Source organism: Serratia proteamaculans (assembly GCF_946227095.1).
Lineage (GTDB): Bacteria > Pseudomonadota > Gammaproteobacteria > Enterobacterales > Enterobacteriaceae > Serratia > Serratia proteamaculans_E.
Genome location: NZ_CAMISV010000013.1, coordinates 60,388 through 84,564 on the forward strand (window position 1 = coordinate 60,388; position 24,177 = coordinate 84,564).

General features: G+C 53.8%; 26 protein-coding genes and 1 tRNA gene. 16 read left to right on the forward strand and 11 right to left on the reverse strand.

Annotation, left to right across the window (positions count from 1 at the left end; genetic code table 11):
• Nucleotides 1-34: 34 nt before the first annotated feature.
• The gene (locus OC597_RS21670) at nt 35-643 is read right to left on the reverse strand and encodes an HD domain-containing protein (protein WP_261285219.1); all 609 of its coding nucleotides are present in this window, start codon (nt 641-643) and stop codon (nt 35-37) included.
• Nucleotides 644-826: 183 nt separating this feature from the next.
• Here OC597_RS21670 and trhA point away from each other — a divergent pair, with 183 nt between their 5' ends.
• Nucleotides 827-1,501 carry a PAQR family membrane homeostasis protein TrhA gene (trhA, locus tag OC597_RS21675; protein ID WP_129937049.1) on the forward strand — a complete coding sequence of 225 codons (675 nt, stop codon included), beginning with the start codon at nt 827-829 and terminating at the stop codon, nt 1,499-1,501.
• A gap of 162 nt (nt 1,502-1,663) precedes the next feature.
• Entirely contained in the window at nt 1,664-2,161 is a 498-nt protein-coding gene (locus OC597_RS21680) for a DUF2165 family protein (protein ID WP_261258677.1), read from the forward strand.
• Nucleotides 2,162-2,198: 37 nt separating this feature from the next.
• Here OC597_RS21680 and ygfZ read toward each other — a convergent pair whose 3' ends face one another.
• Complete coding sequence (ygfZ, locus tag OC597_RS21685) at nt 2,199-3,191, reverse strand: tRNA-modifying protein YgfZ (RefSeq protein WP_262210453.1); 993 nt, start codon at nt 3,189-3,191, stop codon at nt 2,199-2,201.
• A gap of 323 nt (nt 3,192-3,514) precedes the next feature.
• On the opposite strand from ygfZ, the gene sdhE reads away from it, so the two are divergent.
• From sdhE to creD, 5 genes are all read left to right on the forward strand, one after another.
• Nucleotides 3,515-3,781, forward strand: a complete 267-nt coding sequence (gene sdhE / locus OC597_RS21690) for an FAD assembly factor SdhE (protein WP_037418284.1) — start codon at nt 3,515-3,517, stop codon at nt 3,779-3,781.
• Nucleotides 3,762-4,184 carry a protein YgfX gene (locus OC597_RS21695; RefSeq protein WP_099063843.1) on the forward strand — a complete coding sequence of 141 codons (423 nt, stop codon included), beginning with the start codon at nt 3,762-3,764 and terminating at the stop codon, nt 4,182-4,184. Before sdhE ends, OC597_RS21695 begins: the two co-directional genes overlap by 20 nt.
• Nucleotides 4,184-4,879, forward strand: a complete 696-nt coding sequence (creB, locus tag OC597_RS21700; RefSeq protein ID WP_261258674.1) for a two-component system response regulator CreB — start codon at nt 4,184-4,186, stop codon at nt 4,877-4,879. The genes OC597_RS21695 and creB overlap by 1 nt, the downstream gene beginning before the upstream one ends.
• Nucleotides 4,876-6,294, forward strand: coding sequence for a two-component system sensor histidine kinase CreC (gene creC / locus OC597_RS21705; protein ID WP_262210455.1), 1,419 nt, complete (start codon nt 4,876-4,878; stop codon nt 6,292-6,294). The genes creB and creC overlap by 4 nt, the downstream gene beginning before the upstream one ends.
• A gap of 82 nt (nt 6,295-6,376) precedes the next feature.
• On the forward strand, nt 6,377-7,741 hold the full coding sequence (creD, locus tag OC597_RS21710) for a cell envelope integrity protein CreD (RefSeq protein WP_262210456.1): 1,365 nt from the start codon (nt 6,377-6,379) through the stop codon (nt 7,739-7,741).
• 40 nt (nt 7,742-7,781) lie between these two features.
• Here the strand turns inward: creD and fldB are convergent, their stop codons facing one another.
• A complete protein-coding gene (gene fldB / locus OC597_RS21715; protein ID WP_112347289.1) occupies nt 7,782-8,300 on the reverse strand; it encodes a flavodoxin FldB in 519 nt (172 codons plus the stop codon).
• A 107-nt stretch (nt 8,301-8,407) separates the two neighbouring features.
• Between fldB and xerD the strand changes: the two genes are divergently transcribed.
• The 3 genes from xerD to recJ are packed head-to-tail and all read left to right on the forward strand — an operon-like array spanning nt 8,408 to nt 11,791.
• A complete protein-coding gene (gene xerD, locus OC597_RS21720) occupies nt 8,408-9,307 on the forward strand; it encodes a site-specific tyrosine recombinase XerD (RefSeq protein WP_261258666.1) in 900 nt (299 codons plus the stop codon).
• Nucleotides 9,308-9,334: 27 nt separating this feature from the next.
• A complete protein-coding gene (gene dsbC, locus OC597_RS21725) occupies nt 9,335-10,051 on the forward strand; it encodes a bifunctional protein-disulfide isomerase/oxidoreductase DsbC (protein WP_099063839.1) in 717 nt (238 codons plus the stop codon).
• A gap of 6 nt (nt 10,052-10,057) precedes the next feature.
• Nucleotides 10,058-11,791, forward strand: coding sequence for a single-stranded-DNA-specific exonuclease RecJ (recJ, locus tag OC597_RS21730; protein WP_261462023.1), 1,734 nt, complete (start codon nt 10,058-10,060; stop codon nt 11,789-11,791).
• 45 nt (nt 11,792-11,836) lie between these two features.
• On the opposite strand, the gene OC597_RS21735 is transcribed toward recJ, so the two are convergent.
• The gene (locus OC597_RS21735) at nt 11,837-12,184 is read right to left on the reverse strand and encodes a helix-turn-helix domain-containing protein (RefSeq protein ID WP_085118688.1); all 348 of its coding nucleotides are present in this window, start codon (nt 12,182-12,184) and stop codon (nt 11,837-11,839) included.
• Nucleotides 12,177-12,563, reverse strand: a complete 387-nt coding sequence (locus tag OC597_RS21740) for a type II toxin-antitoxin system RelE/ParE family toxin (RefSeq protein ID WP_262210457.1) — start codon at nt 12,561-12,563, stop codon at nt 12,177-12,179. Before OC597_RS21740 ends, OC597_RS21735 begins: the two co-directional genes overlap by 8 nt.
• 254 nt (nt 12,564-12,817) lie before the next feature.
• Here OC597_RS21740 and prfB point away from each other — a divergent pair.
• From prfB to OC597_RS21755, 3 genes are all read left to right on the forward strand, one after another.
• A protein-coding gene (gene prfB / locus OC597_RS21745; RefSeq protein WP_099063837.1) for a peptide chain release factor 2 occupies nt 12,818-13,916 on the forward strand; the annotation gives its coding sequence in 2 pieces (ribosomal slippage) (nt 12,818-12,892 and nt 12,894-13,916; 1,098 coding nt in all).
• A gap of 9 nt (nt 13,917-13,925) precedes the next feature.
• Nucleotides 13,926-15,443: a lysine--tRNA ligase gene (gene lysS, locus OC597_RS21750; RefSeq protein WP_207979420.1), complete on the forward strand. Its 1,518-nt coding sequence runs from the start codon at nt 13,926-13,928 to the stop codon at nt 15,441-15,443.
• A 168-nt stretch (nt 15,444-15,611) separates the two neighbouring features.
• A tRNA-Gly gene (locus tag OC597_RS21755) sits at nt 15,612-15,685 on the forward strand.
• Between the two features lie 14 nt (nt 15,686-15,699).
• Here the strand turns inward: OC597_RS21755 and OC597_RS21760 are convergent.
• The 3 genes from OC597_RS21760 to OC597_RS21770 all read right to left on the reverse strand — a co-directional run bounded on the left by OC597_RS21760 (nt 15,700) and on the right by OC597_RS21770 (nt 18,552).
• A complete protein-coding gene (locus OC597_RS21760; RefSeq protein ID WP_262210459.1) occupies nt 15,700-16,929 on the reverse strand; it encodes a cysteine desulfurase-like protein in 1,230 nt (409 codons plus the stop codon).
• Nucleotides 16,926-17,504, reverse strand: coding sequence for a 2OG-Fe dioxygenase family protein (locus OC597_RS21765; RefSeq protein WP_261425419.1), 579 nt, complete (start codon nt 17,502-17,504; stop codon nt 16,926-16,928). The genes OC597_RS21760 and OC597_RS21765 overlap by 4 nt, the downstream gene beginning before the upstream one ends.
• A 214-nt stretch (nt 17,505-17,718) precedes the next feature.
• Nucleotides 17,719-18,552, reverse strand: coding sequence for an oxidoreductase (locus OC597_RS21770; RefSeq protein ID WP_261285214.1), 834 nt, complete (start codon nt 18,550-18,552; stop codon nt 17,719-17,721).
• A 161-nt stretch (nt 18,553-18,713) separates the two neighbouring features.
• Here OC597_RS21770 and OC597_RS21775 point away from each other — a divergent pair, with 161 nt between their 5' ends.
• Nucleotides 18,714-19,655, forward strand: a complete 942-nt coding sequence (locus OC597_RS21775; protein ID WP_261425413.1) for an AraC family transcriptional regulator — start codon at nt 18,714-18,716, stop codon at nt 19,653-19,655.
• A gap of 40 nt (nt 19,656-19,695) precedes the next feature.
• On the opposite strand, the gene OC597_RS21780 is transcribed toward OC597_RS21775, so the two are convergent.
• Nucleotides 19,696-19,824 carry a hypothetical protein gene (locus OC597_RS21780; protein ID WP_255409002.1) on the reverse strand — a complete coding sequence of 43 codons (129 nt, stop codon included), beginning with the start codon at nt 19,822-19,824 and terminating at the stop codon, nt 19,696-19,698.
• 125 nt (nt 19,825-19,949) lie between these two features.
• The gene (locus OC597_RS21785) at nt 19,950-20,387 is read right to left on the reverse strand and encodes a winged helix-turn-helix transcriptional regulator (RefSeq protein WP_261285213.1); all 438 of its coding nucleotides are present in this window, start codon (nt 20,385-20,387) and stop codon (nt 19,950-19,952) included.
• 87 nt (nt 20,388-20,474) lie between these two features.
• On the opposite strand from OC597_RS21785, the gene OC597_RS21790 reads away from it, so the two are divergent.
• Together OC597_RS21790 and OC597_RS21795 are read left to right on the forward strand one after the other, a co-directional pair.
• Complete coding sequence (locus tag OC597_RS21790) at nt 20,475-21,416, forward strand: aromatic alcohol reductase (RefSeq protein ID WP_262210462.1); 942 nt, start codon at nt 20,475-20,477, stop codon at nt 21,414-21,416.
• Nucleotides 21,417-21,704: 288 nt separating this feature from the next.
• Nucleotides 21,705-23,045: an anaerobic C4-dicarboxylate transporter gene (locus OC597_RS21795; protein ID WP_112347272.1), complete on the forward strand. Its 1,341-nt coding sequence runs from the start codon at nt 21,705-21,707 to the stop codon at nt 23,043-23,045.
• Nucleotides 23,046-23,211: 166 nt separating this feature from the next.
• On the opposite strand, the gene cspE is transcribed toward OC597_RS21795, so the two are convergent.
• Nucleotides 23,212-23,424 (reverse strand): transcription antiterminator/RNA stability regulator CspE, encoded by a 213-nt coding sequence (gene cspE / locus OC597_RS21800; RefSeq protein ID WP_085118662.1) that lies wholly within the window; start codon nt 23,422-23,424, stop codon nt 23,212-23,214.
• Nucleotides 23,425-24,177 lie beyond the last annotated feature (753 nt).

A 24,177-nucleotide genomic window follows, 5' to 3' on the forward strand; every position in this document is an offset into this window, starting at 1 on the left:
AGGGATCACCCGGCATGTCGCAACAGCAACAGCGTTATTTCAGCCAGCCTTTGCGCTGAGCGTCGTGCAGGTGCTGCAACAGGTATTTCCACAGCTCCGGCTGAACGTCGGCGATGGTGGCGTTGCGCGAAAGTACCTGCTCCAGGCTGATGCCATTTTCGACCCAGCTTTGGCCTTCGTTATGCAGGTTCATCAGCATTGGCATGGTGCGATCCAGCACCAGCGCGAAACGCGCGTCAGCGCTCTCACCATCTTCATACTCCTGCCATAAAGCGGTGAAATACTCGCGCTGGGTGTCTGGCAGCATACCGAACAACCGGCGGGCTGCCGCCACTTCTTTATCATGGATCGCTGCGCGGGCCGCCAGATCGTAGACCAGCACGTCACCGGCATCGATCTCAACGATGTCATGCAGCAGTGCCATCTGGATCACCCGTTGGATATCCACGCCTTCCCCGGCGTAGGGGGCCAGGCTCAGGGCGCCAATAGCAAAGTGCCAGCTGTGTTCGGCGGAGTTTTCCTGGCGTTGAGTGCCCAGCACTTTGGTGCGGCGTTGCACGCTTTTCAACTTGTCGATTTCCATCAGGAACTGGATGACCTGGGTCATGGAGCCGAAATCTAACGCGGGTACAGCGGATGACATGGTGTAAACCTCAAGGTAGATGGGTTGAAGCCGAACGATTGTAGACCAGCGGGCGAGGGATTTCGATGGTTACACGCGCACACAGTTTTATTTTAGCGTACACGTGTACACTGAAATTATTCTCAGTTAAGCTGCTTTGCGGTAATTTCGAACAATGTTGGCTGTTTTGAGGGGTTGTGCTTTATGGGAAAAACGGGCGTAGTAAAAGCCGGTAGCGAAAAAATTGCCGCTGCGGCCTATCCGTGGGCGGAAGAGATCGCTAATAGCATCAGCCATGGCATCGGCCTGGTTTTCGGCATTGTCGGCCTGGTTTTGCTGTTAGTTCAGGCGGTCGATACCGGCGCTGACGTGACGGCCATCGCCAGCTACAGTCTTTATGGTGGCAGCATGATCCTGCTGTTCCTTGCCTCCACGCTCTACCATGCCATTCCCCATCAAAAGGCCAAGCACTGGCTGAAAAAATTTGACCACTGCGCCATTTATCTTTTGATAGCCGGTACCTACACACCGTTTTTGTTGGTGGGGCTGAACTCGCCGCTGGCGAAAGGGCTGATGGCGGTAATCTGGGGATTGGCACTGCTGGGCGTATTGTTCAAACTGGCCTTCGCTCACCGTTTTGAAGCGCTGTCGCTGGTGACCTATCTGACCATGGGCTGGCTGTCGCTGATCGTGATTTATCAGTTGGCGACCCGTCTGGCGGTGGGCGGTGTGACGCTGCTGGCGGTAGGGGGCGTGGTTTATACCCTGGGGGTGATTTTCTATGCATCGAAGCGTTTCCGCTTCGGTCACGCCATTTGGCATGGTTTCGTGCTCGGCGGCAGCCTGTGCCATTTTATGGCGATTTATCTGTACGTCTGATCTCCGCCAGTAGAGCGTTAATATCATGTTGATTAAGCGTTTCTTTTCAGTTAGAAAAGAAGCGCTTGTTTCTTTCGGGTATCCAGCAAGCCCATTTCTTCATTCCTGAGCCCGCGAACTACACCTTCGGTGTTTACGTTAACCTTTTCAGGACTCATCAATATGATCGTTCGCTTATCCAAAGCGTTGCTGGTGTGCGCGATGGCGCTGTTCGCCACGCTGGTGGCATTTGGCAATATCACGGACTACGGCTCCAACTTCGCCTTTGTACGTCATGTCTTTATGATGGACACCATTTTCCCTGACGCCACCATCACCTACCGTTCAATACAGACTCCGTGGCTGCATCATGCCGGTTACATTGGCATCATTGCGCTGGAAAGCCTGACCGCACTGCTGTGCTGGATAGGCGGACTGCGTCTGCTGTGCGGCTTGAAATTGCCTGCGGTGGCCTTCAACAGAAAGAAAACGCTAGCGGTGGCCGGCCTGACGCTCGGTTTTCTGACCTGGCAGGTCGGGTTTATGTCGGTGGGAGGTGAGTGGTTCGGTATGTGGATGTCGAAACAATGGAACGGGGTGCCTGATGCTTTCCGATTCTTCGTCACCCTCATTTTGGTGCTGATCTATCTGGTGCAGCGCGACGGCGAATTGGACGAGTAAGGAATCAGGCAGCAGGCGTGAGCCTGCTGCCTGGGTATTATTTTTCTTCCGTCAACGAATATGGCAGCGGTTTGATGGCCAGTTGGCTGGCGGCATCATCGCGAACCCGTAGCTTGCTGTTGGCATCTAGATCGTTATTCAACACTACCTGTACCCACAGCGTGCCGTCGGCCAGCTTGGCAGCAGTCAGCACCGTACCGGTACGGCGCCAGTTCTCACCCAGTTGCAACTCCACGTCTTCAGCGGCCTGTGGCACTCGCCCGGCTTTGCCTTCCAGCCAGTACAACGCACGCTTGTTGGCACCGCGGAACTTGGCGCGAGCCACCATTTCCTGACCGGTGTAGCAACCCTTGCTGAAACTGATGCCTTCCAGCGCCTGCAGGTTAGTGGCCTGAGGGATCAATTGCCCGCTGTTGGCGGTGTCGATCACCGGGTAACCGGCTTCGATATCCAGCGTCAGCCACTGTTGGCTGTCGTTCAGTTCTGCCTGTTCATGCAGCTTGTCAGCCAACTGTTCGGCAATGGCAGCGGTGGTAACCAGCAGAAAACGTTCCGCCGGCAGAGAGAAGTGCAACAGCGTGGTTTCACCGTCCTGCACCACCTGATGTTCAGCATCCGGCAGGCTGTTGAACACCCCCGCCAGCGCTGCGCGTGCCTGAAAACCGGCGACGCCCAATAAGACGGCTTCGTTGTCGGCGGCAATGGTGAGTTTGGAAAATACCGCGTACTTCTTGATTTCTGCCAGTTGGCTGTCCAGCACGCTGCGGCGTTCCAGATAGGCAAAGCCTTCACCACGATGGAACAAACGCAGATTGCTCCACATTTTGCCTTTGGCGTCGCAGTGACCACACAACACATGACTATCGACCGGCAGCGCTTCGATATCGGCGGTCACCTGGCCTTGAAGGTATTTCACCGTGTCCGGTCCGTTCAGCGTCACCATTGCCCAATCTTCCAGCGAGATCAGGGTCAGGGGCAGATGGGAAGAAGCGGAGGGCTGACGGGGTGGAAATGGAATTTTATACGCCATAGTAAGATCCTGCTTAACGTTTAGCTTACCTGAAGGTGTGTTGACCCCATGGTAAAAGAGGCGGCGGGCTTTGCAAACTGTTATTCACGCTTGCTTCACTGGCAGCGCTTTTTTTGACATTTAGCGCTTTATTACGCTTTACACAGAGAACGTCCTTCCCGGCGAGTATGTCAAATTGTTACTCTATAGGCTTGCGGCCAAGGGTAACCCTTGCAGACAGATCTTTGGCTGATGGAATTATATCGCGCCGGTGTTGCCATACAGTGTGTCAGTTGAACCCTGCGATGGCGTTGCCACGCTGAAAAGAGGTTAGTCATAACAACATGGATATTAATAACAAAGCACGTATCCACTGGGCTTGTCGCCGTGGTATGCGCGAGCTGGACATCTCCATCATGCCGTTCTTCGAGTATGAATACGACCAGTTGAATGACACAGATAAAGCGCTGTTTATCCGCCTGCTGGAGTCCGACGATCCCGATCTTTTCAATTGGCTGATGAATCATGGCGCTCCGCAGGACAGTGAACTGCAGAGAATGGTGACACTGATCCAGACGCGAAATAAAGACCGTGGCCCAGTGGCGATGTGACGTCCGTATTTCCTGGCGCACCCAGTTACTTTCCCTGCTGACACACGGCGCACTGATCCTGCTGATCCTGATTTCACCCTGGCCGGAAGGCTACGGGCCGATCTGGCTGGTGTTGCTGACGCTGGTGGTGTTTGAGTGCATTCGCAGCCAAAAGCGTATCGCGTCGCGGCAGGGCGAACTACGCCTGCTGGAAAACCAACGCCTGGGTTGGCACGGCCAGGAATGGCAACTGGTGAAGCAGCCCTGGATGCCGCGTTACGGTATTTTGCTGACTTTGCAGCCCGTGGGGGGCAAAAAGCGCCGTCGACTGTGGCTGGCATCCGATGCCATGGCCAAAGCCGATTGGCGGCATCTGCGCCAGCAGTTGCTCTATCCGCCGGCCAGTGATGACGAGGAACCCTGATGAAGCCGACGCTCTGGCTGGTGGAAGATGAACCCAGCATTGCCGATACGCTGATTTATACCCTGGAAAGCGAAGGCTTTCAGGTGCGTTGGTTCGAACGTGGTGAACCGGTATTACAGGCGTTGGCGCAAGGGGCACCTGCGCTGGCGATCCTCGATGTTGGCCTGCCGGACATCAATGGTTTTGAACTCTGCCGTCGGCTGTTATCACAGTCGGCGGATTTACCGATTTTGTTTCTCACCGCCCGCAGCGATGAGGTCGATCGCCTGATTGGGCTGGAAATCGGCGCTGACGATTACGTTGCCAAACCCTTCTCTCCACGAGAGGTCAGCGCCCGGGTGCGCACCATTCTGCGTCGTCTGCAAAAACAGCAGCGCCTGCAGCAGCCTGCTCTGTACAGCTTCGGTCCTTTTGGCCTGGATGAACAAGCCGCGGCCATCTATTACCATCAGCAGCCGCTGCCGCTGACCCGTTACGAATTTCTGCTGTTGAAAACCCTGTTGCTGGCCCCCGGCCGGGTATTCTCACGCCAACAATTGATGGAAAGCGTCTGGGCACTGGCCGAAGAGAGCCTGGACCGCACCGTCGACACCCATATCAAAACGCTGCGCGCCAAGCTGCGAGCCATCGATCCGGCTGAACCGCCGATCCACACCCACCGCGGTCTCGGCTACAGCGTGAGCCGCCAGTCATGAGAATAGGCCTGCGGCTGCTGTTGGGGTATTTCCTGATTGTGGCGGTAGCGGGCTATTTCGTGCTGAGCATTTTTGTGCAGGAAGTGAAACCTGGCGTGCGGCGTGCGACCGAAGGCACGCTGGTGGATACCGCCAACCTGCTGGCGCAGATCGCGCGTTTGGACATGCAGCACGCCGACGTGGCGCACGGGCAACTGGCGCAGGCGTTTGCTCAACTCAATCAACGACCGATTGGTGCCAATATTGCCGGCATCCGCAAGGATCGCAGCGAATACCATGTCTATCTCACCGATCAACACGGCAAGGTCATTTTTGATTCCAGCGGCAAGGCGCTCGGCCAGGACTACTCGCGCTGGAATGATGTTTATCTGACGCTGCTCGGCCAGTACGGCGCGCGCAGTACGCGCAGCGATCCGCAGGATGAAAACAGCTCGGTGATGTACGTCGCCGCGCCGGTAATGGATCAGGGCAAAATTATCGGCGTGCTCAGCGTCGGTAAACCGAACAGCACCATGGCACCGGTGATCAAGCGCAGCGAGCGAAGAATTCTGTGGGCCGGTGCGCTGCTGTTGGGCATTGCCTTGCTGATCGGGCTGGGTTTTGTCTGGTGGATCAACCGCTCAATTGGCCGGCTGGTGCATTATGCTGACGGCGTGGCGAAGGGTGAAAGCGCACCGCTGCCAAAAATGGGCGGCCATGAGCTGACACAGCTGGCGCAGGCGCTGGACAGCATGCGGGTGAAGCTGGAGGGCAAGGCACACATCGAACAATATGTGCATACCCTGACCCACGAGCTGAAAAGCCCGCTGGCTGCCATCCGTGGCGCAGCCGAGCTGTTGCAGGAACAGCCGCCAGCGGCCACCGCCCAGCGTTTCCTGACCAATATCGAACAGCAAAGCGCGCGCATTCAGCAACTGGTGGATAAATTGCTGGTGCAGGCGCGGCTGGAGAGCCGGCCTGGATTGGAGCTGGCTCCGCTGGCGATGGCGACGCTGGTGCGTCAGGCGGTGGCAAGCAAAGAGGCGCAGGCAGAGCGACGCAGTGTTTCGCTGCAGGTGAATGTGGCAGAAGAGATCACGCTGAGCGGAGATGGATTGCTGATCAGCCAGGCGCTGACTAACCTGCTCGACAATGCGCTGGATTTTTCGCCACCGGGCGGCAGCATCAGTGTCCGTGGCGAACGCCGCGAGGGTCACTATCAGGTCACCGTCAGTGACGACGGCAGTGGCATTCCGGATTACGCGCTGGACAAAGTGTTTGAACGTTTCTATTCGCTGGCCCGATCGGACAAGCCGAAAAGCAGCGGCCTGGGGCTGAACTTTGTGCAGGAAGTGGCGCGCTTGCACCGTGGCAGCATCCAGTTGAACAACCGTCAACCGCAGGGTGTGACGGCTATTTTCACCTTATCGCTCTGACTTCACCGTCCCTTCACATAACCACATCCGGCTTTCACCTGAGGCTTTTATCGTAGCGCTATTACCTACATGGAGCGCGGCGATGATGAAATCGGTACTGTTTTGGAAAATAACCACTCTGCTGGGATTGATGATTTTAATGATCATCCCGGTAACGCAGTTAATGAATGTGATTGATGAGCGCAGCGGCTATCGCCAGAGCGTGGTCGGGCAGGTCAGCGAAAGCACCAGTCGGGCGCAACGCATTTTGGGGCCGTTGATTGTCATCCCTTACAGCGAGCGGGAAGAGAAGACGGATGACAAGGGGCAGAAGGTGGTGCAAATGGTTCGCCATCATCGTTATCTGCTGCCGGAGACTTTACAGGTTAACGGCAAGCCGAACGTGGAAGTGCGCAAGCTGGGCATCTACCAGACTCAGGTGTATCAGGGGCCGCTGCAGTTTAAGGTGAAGTTTGGCCAGCCGGATTTGACGGACTTGCAGCGCAGCAACGTAACAGTGGGGCAGCCGTTCTTGCTGATTTCGCTGAGCGACTCACGCGGCATCAAGAGCATCTCGCCACTGACCAGCACAGAGTCTCAAACGACCTTTGAGCCGGGCACTCAGGTCAATGTGTTGCATCAGGGGATCCATGCGCCGCTGACGCTGGCCGCATTGCAAAAAGCGGGGTTGGATGCCGAGTTCACCCTGACGCTGGCGGGCACCAGCAGCCTGTCACTGGTACCGCTCGGCCGTAGCAGTGAATTGACCTTGCAGAGCAACTGGCCACATCCGAACTTCCTCGGCAATTTCTTGCCGGACGAACGCAAAGTGACGGAAAAAGGCTTCAGTGCCCGCTGGCGAAGCACCTGGTTTGCCAACAACATCAACAGCGCTTTCCATTACGACGATGAAATTCTTGGCGAAGACAAATTACCCACCTTCAGCACCAGTCTGATTGAACCGGTGGATCACTACCAACTGACCGAGCGCGCGGTGAAATATGCGGTGTTGTTTATCGGCCTGACGTTTATGGCGTTCTTCCTGTTCGAGACCCTGACCGGTCTGCGGGTGCATCCGATTCAGTACCTGCTGGTTGGCGCTGCACTGGTGCTGTTCTACCTGATCCTGCTGGCATTCTCCGAGCATTTTGGCTTTGCTACCGCCTATCTGCTGGCCAGCATTGCCTGCAGCGGACTGATCGCCTTTTACCTCAGCGCGGTACTGCGCGGCAGGTTGCGGGGGGCGCTGTTCGCCGCCAGCCTGTTGATGTTGTATGGCGTGCTGTATCTGTTGCTGCAATCGGAAGATAACGCGCTGGTACTGGGGGCAGGGTTGTTGTTTGCTATTTTGGCAGGAATTATGCTGCTGACGCGTAAGCTGGACTGGTATCAGGTGGCCGATCCGGCACGCTTGAACGGCGAAACACCGACCGGTGAGGGTGAGAATCGCTTCCGGTTGTGGAAATAAGTACCAGATTGGGCGCGGTTCATTGCCGCGCCCATGGGCATTACAGCAGCGGTTCCATCTCCAGCAGGATCTGTTCGCACCACTGTTGCAGACGGTCTTCGCTCATGTCGTATTGATTCACATCATCCAGCGCCAGGCCGACAAAGTGTTTGCCGTCGGCGCTCAGCGGTTTCGGGCTGGTAAATTCGAAGCCTTCAATTGGCCAGAAGCCGATAAACTGCACCCCGAGCGGGGCAATGTGATCGTGCAGCATGCCGAGCGCATCGAGGAACCATTCGCCGTAACCGAGTTGATCGCCCATGCCATACATGGCGACGATTTTCCCCTGCAAATCCAGCGTGGTCAGCTGCGGCCAAATCGCTTCCCAGTCTTCTTGCAACTCACCAAAGTCCCAGGTTGGCATGCCGAGGATCAGGATGGAATACTCTTCCATCAGCTTGGGGGAGACGTCTTTCAGGTTGTGCAGGTCGACCAGGTCTTCACCCAGAATCTCACGGATTTTTTCTGCTGCCATCTCGGTGTAGCAGGTGCTGGAGCCGTAAAACAGACCAATCTTCATGTTTAAACCGTTTATATTGCCGTAGGTAGAATTGCAGCGAGTATACCCGATTTGTCCCGGCTTAAGGCATAATGCCTGTGGCATAAACGTAACAAAGAGAGGACCGCGTGCAACAGCAAGAGAGTGCGTTGATTGAGCAATTCCTGGATGCGCTATGGCTCGAACGCAATCTGGCAGAAAATACGCTGGCCTCTTATCGGCTGGATTTGCAGGCGCTGGCCGCCTGGCTGAACCAGCAAAATACTTCATTGTTACAGGCGCAGGCGCTGGATCTGCAGGCTTTCCTCGCCAAGCGTGTGGAGGGCGGTTACAAGGCCACCAGCTCCGCGCGTTTGCTGAGCGCCATGCGTCGCCTGTTCCAGTATCTGTACCGCGAAAATATGCGCGCCGACGACCCTACCGCGCTGCTGGCCTCGCCGAAGCTGCCGCAGCGGTTACCGAAAGATTTGAGCGAGGCGCAGGTCGATGCACTGCTGCAGGCGCCCTGTGTCGATCAGCCATTGGAGCTGCGTGACAAGGCCATGCTGGAAGTGCTGTACGCTACCGGGCTGCGGGTCTCCGAACTGGTCGGGCTGACCATCAGCGACGTCAGTCTGCGCCAGGGCGTGGTGCGGGTGATCGGCAAAGGCAATAAGGAACGGCTGGTGCCGCTGGGCGAAGAAGCGGTGTACTGGATCGAAAACTATCTGGAGCACGGCCGCCCGTGGATGCTCAACGGCCAGGCGCTGGATGTGTTGTTTCCCAGCAACCGCAGTCAGCAAATGACCCGACAGACATTCTGGCATCGCATCAAACACTATGCGATCCTAGCGGGCATTGACAGCGAGAGGCTGTCGCCGCACGTGTTGCGCCACGCCTTTGCCACCCATTTGCTGAACCATGGGGCCGATCTCCGTGTCGTACAGATGTTATTGGGGCATAGCGACCTCTCGACCACACAAATTTACACGCATGTAGCGACCGAAAGACTTAAACAGCTACATCAACAGCACCACCCGCGTGCCTGACACGCCGGGTTCAAAAGGATTGGAAGAATGAAGAAAGGTTTAATGCTGCTCTCCCTGCTGGTGGCTTCTGTGACCGGCGCGGCCCATGCCGACGACGCGGCAATCCAAAAAGCGCTTGGCAGCCTGGGCATTCAACAGGCGGACGTGCAGCCTTCACCGGTGACCGGCCTGAAAACCGTGTTGACCGATAACGGTGTGCTGTATGTGACCGAAGACGGAAAACACATTCTGCAAGGCCCGCTGTACGACGTCAGTGGCAAAGAGCCGGTTAACGTGACCAACCAACTGCTGACCGGCAAGCTGGAAGCGCTGAAAGATCAGATGATCGTCTACAAAGCGCCAAAGCAAAAACACGTGATCACCGTGTTTACCGACATCACCTGTGGCTACTGCCACAAGCTGCACCAGCAGATGAAAGAATATAACGATCTGGGCATTACCGTCCGCTATCTGGCGTTCCCGCGTCAGGGGCTGAATTCCCAGGCCGAGAAAGACATGCAGTCAATCTGGTGTACCGCCGACAAGGCCAAGGCTTTCGATACCGCCATGAAAGGCGATGCGGTTTCCCCGGCGACCTGTAAAACCGACATTAGCAAACACTACGCGCTCGGCGTGCAGTTCGGTATTCAGGGCACTCCGGCCATCATTCTGGAAAACGGCATGATGATCCCTGGCTATCAGGGGCCGAAAGAGATGGCCGCCATGCTGGACGCGCATCAGACCGCAACCAAAACCGGTGGTTAATCGCCGGTGAGCATCAAAACACAACTACGCCGCCGTGCGGCGACGGACGACAGCCATTTGCCAGCCAGCCTGCACCCGTTGCTGCGTCGCTTATACGCGCTGCGCGGCGTCCAGGCTGAGCAGGAATTAGAGCGAAGCGTCAAAGGCATGCTGCCCTGGCAGCAGTTGGACGGCATTGACACCGCCGTTGGCATTCTGCAACAGGCGCTGGCCGCGAGTCGTCGCATTATCGTGGTGGGCGATTTCGACGCCGATGGCGCCACCAGTACCGCGTTGACGGTGCTGGCGCTGCGCAGCATGGGTGGCAGTGCGATCGACTATCTGGTGCCGAATCGCTTCGAGGACGGCTACGGCCTGAGCCCCGAAGTGGTAGAGCAGGCGGCAACGCGCGGTGCAGAATTGATCCTCACTGTGGATAACGGCATCTCTTCCCATGCCGGTGTAGACGTGGCCCACGCCAAAGGCATGCAGGTGCTGGTGACCGACCACCACCTGCCGGGGGAAACCCTGCCGGCGGCGGAGGCGATCGTCAATCCGAATCTGCGTGGCTGTGAGTTCCCGTCTAAATCTCTGGCCGGTGTCGGCGTAGCTTTCTATCTGATGCTGGCGCTGCGTGCCCGGCTGCGTGACGACGGCTGGTTCGAACAACGGGCATTGGCGATGCCAAACCTGGCGGAACTGCTGGATTTGGTCGCGCTCGGTACGGTGGCCGACGTGGTACCGCTCGACGCCAATAACCGTATTCTGGTGTATCAGGGTCTGAACCGCATTCGTGCCGGCAAATGTCGGCCGGGCATTAAAGCGTTGCTGGAAGTGGCTAATCGTGACGCACGCCAGCTGGCAGCCAACGATCTCGGCTTTGCGCTGGGGCCGCGGCTCAATGCCGCCGGGCGACTGGATGATATGTCGATCGGCGTGGCGTTGTTGCTGAGTGACGACATCGCACAGGCGCGTATGCTGGCCAACGATCTGGACGCGCTTAACCTGACGCGGCGTGAGATTGAGCAGGGCATGCAGGTTGAAGCTTTGCAACTGTGCGACGAACTGGAGCGCAGCAGCACCGCCTTGCCTTACGGGCTGGCGATGTACCATCCGGAATGGCATCAGGGCGTGGTGGGTATCTTGGCTTCGCGGATTAAAGAACGCTTCCATCGCCCGGTGATCGCTTTTGCACCGGCAGGCGAAGGCATTCTGAAAGGCTCGGGGCGTTCGATAGCCGGTCTGCACATGCGCGATGCGCTGGAGCGGCTGGATACCTTGAACCCAGGGCTGATGATGAAGTTCGGTGGCCACGCGATGGCGGCCGGGCTGTCGCTGGAAGAGGCCAAATTCGACGAGTTCCGCCAGCGCTTTGGCGAACTGGTGGGGGAATGGCTTGATCCGGCGATGCTGGAAGGGGTTATCTGGTCTGACGGCGAACTGGCGATGCAGGAGCTTTCGCTGGAAACGGCGGAGCTGTTACGCGAAGGGGGCCCCTGGGGGCAAGCCTTCCCGGAACCGACCTTCGACGGCACCTTCCGTATCCTGCAGCAGCGGCTGGTGGGTGAGAAACACCTGAAGTTGATGGTGGAGCCGCTCGGCGGTGGCCCGCTGCTGGACGGCATCGCTTTTAATGTCGACACCACTCTGTGGCCCGACAGCAGCGTGCGTGAAGTGGAGCTGGCCTACAAGCTGGACGTCAACGAGTTCCGCGGCAACCGCAACGTGCAGTTACTGATCCAGCACCTCTGGCCGCGTTAATTTGTGGCTGATGACAGGTACCTGTGAATCACAGGTACCTGTCTGCTACCGGTCCAGTGGCGAAATAATGACGCTGGCCACCCCTTTCTGCTCGATAATTTCCAGCATTCTTAGCGCAGAACCCTGAGGTTTGACGGCGTTGCGTTCCCATTTTTGCACGCTGGTGGTCGACATATTGACTACGGCAGCCAGATCGGCCTGACTCAGTCCCAGACGCTCGCGTAGCATTTTGATGCGCGCGCCGTCCATCATCTGCGCCTGCTCACGGCGGACATTGCTTTCCCTTTCCTGCACACGAGCCTCAATATTGCGGACGGTTTCATCTGAAACAGCACCGATTGCGTTAAACCGCTGTGCCATTTTTTGCAGCCTGAGCAGACGGTTATCATTCATTACATTTTACCTCTCGCAAATAGCCGCTATCGACTGCCCGCTGAATAATCTCCGGCGACATGGCAAGAAAGTCTTTGGCGAGTTCTCGATAGGTTTCCAGTTCATCATCGCTAATTTCTTTGGCACCGGTTTGTTTCACGGTATTTTTAAGCCATCCATCAACAAAATACTGATGATGGCCTCTTTTAAATGCCACCACCGAGCGTGCGCCGCCGCGTTTGCCCTGGTTGATTGGAATACGTTTCTTGTATACGCCACCGCCCAGATCGCCGTCGTGCCTGTCATGCATGATCTCTTGGGCTGCTACGCATATCTTTTGGTCAAATATGCGGTTTTTCCTCATAAACTTGTCGAAGTCATCGGTGACGAAGATATCCATATTGAACCACCTGTCCCTGTTGAATAGTCATAATGACTATAGTCTTGATGACTACCGTGTTCAATATTTGATCGATCTGATGACCTGTTTTTTGCTACCAATAGAATCCTGGCCGGGCATGCTATCTGGACGCTAAACGGGATCCCCACAAAAACTAACCAACTCGCTATAAACTGACGTCTGGATCCGCTAGAATTACCGGTTCCAATGGCATTTCGCCATCGACGACATCAACGTAAAAGAACGCAAAAAACATGTTTGAAATTAACCCGGTAAAAAACCGAATTCAGGACCTGTCCGTGCGGACTGCCGTTCTTCGGGGGTATCTTTGACTATGATGCCAAGAAAGAACGCCTAGAAGAAGTTAACGCAGAGCTGGAACAGCCTGACGTCTGGAACGAACCCGAGCGCGCACAGGCGCTGGGTAAAGAGCGCGCGGCGCTCGAAGCCATCGTTGAGACCATCGATCAACTCGAGCAGGGGGGTGAAGACGTTACCGGCCTGCTGGAACTGGCGATTGAAGCCGACGATGAAGAAACCTTTAACGAAGCCGTCGTTGAGCTTGATCAACTGTCTGCCAAGCTGGAGCAATTAGAATTTCGTCGTATGTTCTCTGGTGAATACGACAGTGCTGATTGCTACCTGGATATCCAGGCCGGTTCCGGCGGCACAGAAGCTCAGGACTGGGCCAGCATGTTGCTGCGCATGTACCTGCGCTGGGCCGAGGCCAAAGGCTTCAAGACCGAAGTGATTGAAGAGTCCGACGGTGACGTCGCAGGGCTGAAGTCCGCCACCATCAAGATCATCGGTGACTACGCGTTCGGCTGGTTGCGTACTGAAACTGGCGTACATCGCCTGGTGCGCAAGAGCCCGTTCGACTCCGGCGGTCGTCGTCATACCTCGTTCAGTTCGGTGTTTATCTACCCGGAAGTGGACGACGATATTGATATCGACATCAACCCGGCGGACCTGCGTATCGACGTTTACCGCGCCTCGGGTGCGGGTGGTCAGCACGTGAACAAAACTGAGTCGGCGGTGCGTATTACCCACTTACCGACCAACATCGTAGTGCAGTGTCAGAACGACCGTTCTCAGCATAAGAACAAGGATCAAGCGTTTAAACAGCTGCGAGCCAAGCTGTACGAGTTTGAGATGCAAAAGAAAAATGCTGATAAACAGATGCTGGAAGACAACAAGTCCGACATCGGTTGGGGCAGCCAAATCCGCTCTTACGTGCTGGATGACGCCCGTATCAAGGATTTGCGCACTAACGTTGAAACGCGCAACACGCAGGCCGTATTAGATGGCGACCTGGATAAATTCATTGAGGCAAGTTTGAAAGCCGGGTTATAAGGAACAGAAATGTCTGAGCAACAACCACAAGGCGCCGAACAGGCGCTGGATCTCAATAACGAGTTGCAGTCACGCCGTGAAAAACTGGCTGCGCTGCGCGAGAACGGCATTGCGTTCCCGAATGATTTTCGTCGCGACACCACGTCCGACAAGCTGCACGCTGCGTACGGCGATAAAGACAACGAAGAGCTGGAAGCACTGGGTGTAGAAGTCACCGTTGCCGGCCGTATGATGACCCGCCGTATCATGGGCAAGGCATCCTTTGTCACGCTGCAAGACGTTGGCGGCCGCATCCAGTTGTACGTCGCACGCGACGACCTGGCGGAAGGCGTTTACAACGAAGAATTCAAGAAGTGGGACCTTGGCGATATCCTTGGCGCACGCGGTAAGCTGTTCAAAACCAAGACCGGTGAGCTGTCTATCCACTGCACCGAACTGCGTCTGCTGACCAAGGCACTGCGTCCGCTGCCGGACAAGTTCCACGGCCTGGCCGATCAGGAAACCCGTTACCGTCAGCGTTACCTGGATCTGATCGCCAACGAAGAATCGCGCAAGACCTTCAAGGTGCGTTCTCAGATCATGGCGGCGATGCGTAACTTCATGGTGGAACGCGGCTTCATGGAAGTCGAAACCCCTATGATGCAGGTGATCCCGGGTGGGGCTTCTGCTCGTCCATTCGTGACTCACCACAATGCGCTGGACATCGATATGTACCTGCGTATTGCCCCTGAGCTGTACCTGAAGCGTCTGGTTGTGGGTGGCTTCGAACGTGTGTTCGAAATCAACCGTAACTTCCGTAACGAAGGCGTTTCTCCGCGTCATAACCCAGAGTTCACCATGATGGAACTCTATATGGCTTATGCGGATTACAAAGATCTGATCGAACTGACCGAGTCGCTGTTCCGCACCCTGACCCAGAACGTGCTGGGCAATACTCAGGTGCAGTATGGTGATGAAGTGTTCGACTTCGGCAAGCCGTTTGTGAAGTTGACCATGACCGAGGCGATCAAAAAATACCGTCCGGAAACCGATCTGGCCGATCTGGCTGATATGGGCAAAGCGGTGGCTATCGCTGAATCCATCGGCATCAAGATTGAGAAGAGCTGGGGTCTGGGCCGTGTTGTAACGGAGATCTTCGAAGAAGTGGCGGAAAGCCATCTGATTCAGCCGACCTTCATTACCGAGTACCCGGCAGAAGTGTCCCCGCTGGCGCGTCGTAATGATAACAACCCGGAAATCACTGACCGCTTCGAGTTCTTCATCGGCGGCCGTGAAATCGGCAACGGCTTCTCCGAGCTGAATGACGCAGAAGACCAGGCGCAGCGTTTTGCTGACCAGGCTAATGCGAAAGACGCCGGCGATGACGAAGCGATGTTCTACGACGAAGACTACGTTACCGCGCTGGAGCACGGTCTGCCGCCAACCGCAGGTCTGGGCATCGGTATCGACCGTATGGTTATGCTGTTCACCAACAGCCACACCATCCGCGACGTGATCCTGTTCCCGGCAATGCGCCCGCAGAAATAACTTCGTAGTAATGAATATCAACCGGCGCAGGTGACTGCGCCGGTTTTTTTTCGTCTGATGAGTGATAACCGAGGGGAACGCGGCTAACTGCTTAAAACACCAGCAGTTACGCGTTATCTCCGCTTGCCCGGCGGGGATAACCGGTTATAATGGCAGCCGCACACCGATGCGGGTGTAGTTCAATGGTAGAACGGCAGCTTCCCAAGCTGCATACGAGGGTTCGATTCCCTTCACCCGCTCCAAAAACTTCCTGTCACTACCTTTCGTTAGCCAGTATCTCAAACAGAGTGTCGATTTCCTGTAGGGTATTGTAATGCATCATCCCGACGCGCAGTACGCCGCCGCTGTCCTGCAGGTTCAACCGACGAATTAACCCCAGTGCATAGAAATGTCCGCTGCCGACGCAGATATTCTGTTCGCCTAACCGGCGGGCGATTTGTTCGGGGGAGTGCTGCTTAAAGGTCAATGCAAAGGTGGGTGTGCGGCGTTGGGTGTCCGCCACGGGAGAACCGTAGAGCTGTACCTCGTCGATTTGCTGTAAGCGTTGTAAAAAATACCGACACAGGGTTTCTTCATGCCGGTGATAGTCGGCAAAACTTTCCTGTAAACGCTGCCTTAAAGAGGCGCCAGATGTTCCCCACTGTGCCAGGTAGTCAATGGCCGCCGTGACACCGACCAACCCTTCAAAACTTTGCGTGCCCGTCTCAAAACGCCCTGGCCCGACGTCGGTGGCCGGTTCGACCTTGTAAGGCTGCAGCCGTTGCAACCATTGTGGCGCGATATAGGCCATACCGATATGCGGGCCAAAAAACTTATAAGCAGAACACACCAGAAAGTCGCAACCCAGCGTCTGCACATCGATCAGGTTGTGCGGGGCATAATGCACGGCGTCGACGTAAACCAGTGCGCCGACGCGGTGAGCGGCTTCGGTGATGGTTTTAATATCGACGACGCTGCCTGTGACATTAGAGGCATAGGTGACCGCGACCAGCCGGGTTTTGGCAGTGATCTGCTCGCACAGCCGGGCAACATCCAAAGAACAATCCGATTGATGTAGAGGGATTTGGTGCACGGTGACGTGTTTATCGTTGGCCGCCTGTTGCCAGCTGGATACGTTGGCGTAGTGATCCAGCTCGGTGACGATAATTTCATCGCCGGCTTGCCAGTTGCGACTAATGATCCGGCTGAGGTGGAACGTCAGCGAGGTCATATTCATGCCAAAAACGATATTATCGGGCGAGGGCGCATTCAAGAAGGCGCGCACCGATTCCCTCGCATGATCCATCACCTCGGTTGTCTTATGACTGGAAAAATAGTGCCCGCCCAGGTTGGCGTTATATTTCCCCAGATAGTCGGTCATTTTTCCCAACACCGCTTGTGATACCTGAGAACCACCGGGGCCATCGAAGAAAATAACCGGTTTATCATTATATTGCTGGGTTAGCGCGCTAAATTGGGCTCGGGCGAGTTCGGGGGTGAAGGTCATGCTTTTTCTCCCCGCGCGGTCAGAACAAACAGATCAAGGTGTCCTTCTTGTTCCGGGACAATGGGGCTGATCGGCGTGGCGTTATGCCATAGCTTGCTGTCTGCAAGCAAAACGGCCTCACCGTCCGCCAACACTTTTTTAAAGAAAGGGGGCTGGTGATTGTCGGCGTATAACATGATTTCGCCGCCGACAATATTTTGCCGATGGATACCAATCATCGCGATATGATCAAAACCATCCTGATGGATCCCTTCCGGAGCTACCTGAGTCTCATGATGAATGGCGACGACGCGCATCTGATGAATCTCTATCTCCGTTCCCTCTGGCAGGTCATTGCTTTCTGCAAACAGATTGCACATTTCCTCCATGCCGGCGCTTTGCAACACGGCGTCGTCAATGGGTTCGAAATGGCGCACCACATTCCCCTGGAAATGGTTGATCTCATCGGACTGAACGAAGTTGCGTGGGCCAATCTCTACCACATGGCCATTGAGATGTTTGACAACCGAATAGCGACGCAAGCGGTACTTGCCGTCGGCGTGTTGTGTATGGGGCAATCCAGAAAACGACGGCATTAATTGTTGGGTGGCCTGGTGGCTAAGTGCAGTCATACTTATTACGTTTTCGTGTTTCTGTAACATAATCACCTCAAATATGAATCAATATTGATTTTGTAGGGAGGTATTTCGATTGAATTGTAGTCGACACTATTGCCAACGCAATTTTTAGCCGGCGCCGACTACCTTCAAGCTTTATGTTGCTGTAAACAAGAATGAACGTAGGACGGTATTAACCATCGGTTGAGCGGCTGACAGCTTCCCAGGTATCGATATCGCTGTTCATTTGATTTAGTTTCTCTCTGACGTATGTGAGGGCATCGCTGCCCAGCAGCAGTAATGCCGGGGGCTCAGGGCTGTTGATGAGTTGCAGAATGGCTTTGGCGGCCTTAACCGGGTCACCGGGTTGCTGGCCGCTGCGTTTTTCGCGTGTTTCACGGATCGGCCCGAAGCTCTGATCGTAATCGCTGATGCTACGGGGTGAACGCACCATCGAACGTCCGGCCCAGTCGGTTCGAAAAGACCCGGGCTGAATGGCGGTGACCGCAATATTAAAAGGCTTTAGTTCTTTGGTCAGCGTTTCGGAAATGCCCTGCAAGGCAAATTTGCTGCCGCAATAGTAGCTGATCCCTGGCAGGGTAATGAAACCGCCCATGGAGGTCACATTGAGAATATGGCCAGCCCGGCGAGTCCGAAAATAAGGCAGGAAGGCTTTAATCACGGCCACGGCACCAAACACATTGACCTCAAACTGATGGATCGCTTCACTCAGCGGCGACTCTTCCATGATCCCTTCGTGGCCATAACCGGCATTATTGACCAGTACGTCTACCGCCCCCAGTTCCTGCTCTACGGCATCGACCAGCGGGGCAACCGCGGCAAAATGGGTGACATCAAGAATACGACCAAAGCTGCGGCCTGGTGCCAGGGCTTCGAATTCATCTTTGGCCTGTTGATTACGGAGTGTTCCGACCACGCGGTGACCCGCTTTCAGTGCTTCTTCTGCCAGTGCACGACCTAAACCGCTACTAACTCCGGTAATGAAAAGTAATTTTGATTGGTTCATGACGCTCTCCTCAGTAAGGTGGGCAGGCAGAATAGGGCGGACAGGATAAAACCTGTAGCCCAGATCCTCTCTGATGTTTGCCTATTCCTCTGAGCTGTCTGGACGACCCCGTCGCTTACTGCCACACTTCAATGACTTTCCGCTTCTCTTTGCAGGCACCTATGACTCTTTTCATGCCAACGGTTACTGACCAGATGATTGAGATTTTGGATCGGCTAACACCGGATGAAGGCTACAATCTTACGGCTTTGGCGGACGTGCGCTTTTTACGTTCCAACCGCCCATTGCTGCGCACGCCGGTTTTATATGAGCCTGGGATTGTCATTGTGGTGCAGGGGAGTAAACGCGGATTTTTGGGGAGTGATGTCTATTTGTATGATGCGCAGCATTATCTGATGGTGTCAGTTCCTGTGCCATTTACCATGGAAACGGATGCCAGTGCTTCAGAGCCGATGTTGGCGATTTATATGCGGCTGGATTTCAGTTTGGCGGCGGAGTTGATGTTGCAACTCGCTGATCGCGGTCCGACGCTCAGTGAGCCTCCACGAAGTATGGTGTCGAGTCCGATGGATGACGCTATGAGCCACTCGGTTTTGCGTTTTCTGCAGGTGATGGCCTCACCGCTGGATGCCGAAATACTGGGGCTGGCGATGGTGCGGGAAATTTATTACCGCGTAATGACCGGGGCTCAGGGGCAAATACTGCGAAGCGCACTGACTACGCAGGGGCAATTTGGCAAAGTGACGAAAGCGTTACGAAAACTGCACGCCGAGTATGACTCGTATCTGGACGTGAAGGCGCTGGCGAAAGAGGCGGGTATGAGCCTGCCGACATTCCACAGTCACTTCAAAACCGTGACCAATACGTCCCCGATGCAATATCTTAAATCTACGCGGTTGCATCAGGCTCGATTGTTGATGCTGAGAAATAATCTCACTGCTTCGGCAGCCTGTGCGCGGGTGGGCTATGAAAGCGTTTCCCAGTTCAGCCGTGAGTTTAAACGTTTATTCGGGCTGACACCGCTCAATGAAGTTGAACGTATGAGGCAGAACTTTTCGCTGCCTGCACCCGTGACCCCTTCAGATTTTATTTCCTCTCACTGACGGGGGGAACCCGCGGGCCCGGCTTCAGTATTACCGCACGTCACGAAATGGCCACTAGAGCACCGATGATGGCGATCAGTAGGATCCAAAACCATTTAGAGGTTTTTTCCGGTTTCCATTCTTCACCATATTCAACCCGATAATCGGGTTTGCGATCCTTTTGATTCATCCTGTTCCCTGGAGTCCATATCCATATATATTCTGTGGCTACTTTAAGATGAATCCTAATGCTATTGAACTTAAACCTGTTTTTTGGGTAAAAATCCTAACTATTGAGAGGGGGGGACACCTTGGTTATTTCGCCGTCTTTGCATTTTCATCATCACTAACCCCGACCATAAATTTGCTGCGGGAATCACGGATCGTGGCAATGTTAGTCAGGATCCATTCCCACATCGGCAACATATTAACCAGAATGCCTTCGCCAGTTGGTGTCAGCCGATATTCCACGTGAGGGTGCGGATATTTTTGTTGAAAGTCATGGCGACTGATCAACCCGTCACGCTCCAGATGACGCAGTGTTCGCGTCAGCATGCGTTGAGTCACCCCGGTGATGGCACGGCCCAGCTCGGCATGACGCAAGGGTCCGCGGGTGCCCAGTGCATAGATGATGCTCAGAGACCAACGGTTGCCGGTATGCGTGAGCACTTCACGTTTTAAGCCGTCGTCATCATCGCTGAGTGCGCTGCATATTTTGGCAAGTTTGGCCTTTTGTTCGTCACTGAGTGTCATTTCATCCTCGCAGTATCAACGGTGTACCTGATTGCTCCCCTGTTATCAGGCTGACAGGATATGCCGACCAATACAGCAGGAGAGAGTATGAGCATCTCAAATAATCGTCAAATATCTAATATTCTGATCCTGGGGGCCGGCGAACTTGGCATGGCCATGTTGAACGGATTCGTGAAGGAAAAAGAACGGCGGCCCGAAGTCAAGCTGACGGTGCTGCTGCGGCCCTCATCACCAGGCAAGACTTCACCGGAAAGCCAGTCGCGCCAAAGACAGCTTGAAGCCTGGGATGTCGATATCGTTACCGCAGATTTTAGTCGGCAATCGGAGCAGGAATTGGCAACGATTTTTTCCCACTATGATGCCGTAATTAACTGCAGTGGCTTTGTCGGTGGTAAAGGAACACAGCTTAAAATTACGCGTGCCGTACTGCTGGCTGAGGTTGCCCGTTATTTTCCCTGGCAGTTTGGGGTTGATTACGATCGTATCGGTATGGGGAGCGGTCAACCGGTATGGGATGAGCAGCTTACTGTACGGGGCCTGCTGCGCGCACAACAAAGGACCAGTTGGGTCATCGTATCCACGGGAATGTTCACCAGCTATCTTTTCGAACCCAGCTTCGGCGTGGTTGAAAGAAAGAGTCGCCGGGTTAATGCGCCCGGTAACGCAGACTACTCTGTCACCCTGACCACCCCTGAAGATATCGGTCTGCTGACGGCAAAGATTTTTTTCCATCGGCCGCAGTTCGACAACGAAATTATTTATATCGCAGGGGATAGCATTACTTACCGCCAGCTCGCTGAACTGCTCAGTGAACATGACCGATGTCTTTATGCTCTGGTGGTCGAGGATCACCAGGCACTGCAGGATGCGGTGGCTGCGTCACCGGAGAGTCTGACGGCCGCCTACCGGCTGGCGTTTGCTCGTGCAGATGGCGTCTCTTGGGATAAAACGATGACCTACAATGTCCGCCAGGGTATCCCGGTGATCGACGTCAGGGAATGGTTGAAACAACAACGAACAGGTTTTTAATCTATCACTGCCAGCCTTGCTGGCAGTGATAGAATCATTTTCAATTTAAAGCAGGAGGTGTTTTCTGCTGACTATTATATAGCGTATTAGTTTACAGGTTTTTATTATAATTAACTTTCATTCATTACAAAATAAACATAAAAATAACCGTATTTAAACAAACCAATTCCAATGCGAATATTTGATGGTTTTTTAACTATAAAAACCATCCGTTTGTGATCGCTATCCCTCAATGAAAATGAAAAGAAGTTAATTATTAGCCTTCTTAAAAAGAATAATGAGGTTAGCATGTTATTTACTATTCAACTTATTGTCATACTGATTTGTCTCTTTTATGGAGCCAGAAAAGGTGGTATTGCACTGGGGCTACTTGGCGGTATTGGATTAATCATATTGGTTTTCGTTTTTCATCTACAACCCGGTAAACCGCCGGTTGATGTCATGCTGGTTATCATCGCCGTGGTGGCTGCGTCAGCAACGCTTCAGGCCTCCGGCGGGCTTGATGTGATGTTGCAAATTGCAGAGCGTTTACTGCGACGCAACCCTAAATATGTCTCCATCGTCGCGCCCTTCGTGACCTGTATATTGACCATTCTCTGTGGTACCGGGCATGTGGTGTACACCATCTTGCCGATAATCTATGACGTAGCAATCAAGAATAACATTCGTCCGGAAAGACCTATGGCAGCCAGTTCTATCGGGGCGCAGATGGGCATTATTGCCAGCCCGGTGTCAGTCGCGGTGGTGTCACTGGTCGCCATGCTGGGTAATTTTACTTTTAATGGTAAGCATCTAGAGTTTTTGGATCTACTGGCCATCACTATTCCATCCACTCTGTGCGGTATTCTTGCTATTGGCATCTTCAGTTGGTTCCGGGGTAAAGATCTGGATAAAGATGAAAAATTCCAAAGCTTCATTTCAGATCCGGAAAACTATAAGTACGTCTATGGCGACACGGCAACATTGCTGGATAAAAAATTACCTACCAGCAATTGGGTGGCTATGTGGATTTTCCTGGGGACCATCGCTATCGTTGCGCTGCTGGGAGCCTTTTCCGAACTGCGCCCATTAATTAATGGGAAACCGCTGTCGATGGTGCTGGTTATCCAGATGTTTATGTTATGTGCAGGCGCGGTCATTATTATCGCGACCAAAACCAACCCGGCTAATATCTCTAAAAACGAAGTTTTCCGTTCAGGCATGATTGCGATAGTGGCGGTTTATGGCATCGCCTGGATGGCCGAAACAATGTTTGGTGCCCATCTGGAAGAGATAAAATCGGTACTGGGCACCATTGTTAAAGAATACCCTTGGGCGTACGCCATCGTTTTGCTGATCGTTTCCAAGTTTGTAAACTCCCAGGCTGCTGCACTGGCCGCGATTGTTCCTGTGGCATTGGCCATCGGTGTTGATCCTGCCTATATCGTTGCTTCTGCACCGGCCTGCTACGGCTACTATATTTTGCCTACCTACCCAAGCGATCTGGCTGCCATTCAGTTCGACCGTTCAGGGACAACCAATATTGGAAGATTTGTGATCAACCACAGCTTTATCCTGGTCGGTTTGATTGGGGTTTCCGTCTCCTGCGTGATGGGGTGGGTCCTGGCCGCGGCATACGGCTTCTTGTAACGGGGTGGGGGTTGCAGTGGATAATACGGTTTGCTGCTGAGTCACTATTTTTCTTAGACGAGAAATGCAAAAAACCCGCTAAAAGCGGGTTTTTTTATCACTAATGCTTAACTGCTCAGGCTGATGCCTTCATCGCTATCGTAAGTTTTAGCGAGATTATCGGCGATTAAAGCGCGATAACATTAACAGCAGATGGGCCTTTAGCGCCGTCCTCAATAGAGAACTCCACTTTCTGACCTTCATCTAAGGTTTTAAAATCGCTGCTCTGGATAGCGGAGAAATGTACGAAGACATCTTTGCTGCCATCTTGTGGAGTGATAAAGCCGAAGCCTTTGTCAGCGTTAAACCATTTTACTAAACCAGTCATTTTGTTAGACATAGATATATCCTTTTCATTTTTTGAGCCACTCAATGTGGCGAACATGGCCTGTTTTGCAGATTTTTACTTATGGGGCACTTAGGAGGAGGCTCATGAAGAAGGGTATCTAGAGATAACGCTTGAACTGAGAACTGCTTTACTAAAACTGCTTTCATAAGGTCTGTGTTCCAAACCGATGCCGATATAGTAGGCTTGGTTTGATTTATTAAGCAAGGATTAATTTTTTTAATGTCATTGGCAGGTGAATATTTCCCTGGTGCCGTATGAGGGGGGATGGCGGGGCTTAGGCTGTATAGCGGGCATCTTTTTATCGTCATGTGGCTGATGCATAAAAGATAAAAGCCCTGACAAGGATTGCCAGGGCTTTTAAGGTACTATCGACTTCAAATTTAACATTAATGAACTTACTAATTTCTTACTGCTAAGGTACTAACATTAAATGTACAGGTTTAACACAGATAATATTGGGCGAACTAAAACCTCCCCTATATTTACCAGTTTATATTTCACACCAATCTAAATAAACATTCGAAGATTGGGCATCTTAAACAGTACATCTCCCCTCGCGATATAGACTCTTTGATGCGTAGCCTCACTTCCGTTGCGATTTTGGTGCACTAACTTGGTAAAAACAAATCGCAAACAAAGAACAGTTAAATCATGGCCTTACATCATCGCGTTTTGGTACACACCCTGCGATTGTAGTACTGACTACCTGGCCTTAAAGCTTCATCCAATGAGGATTTACTTTTC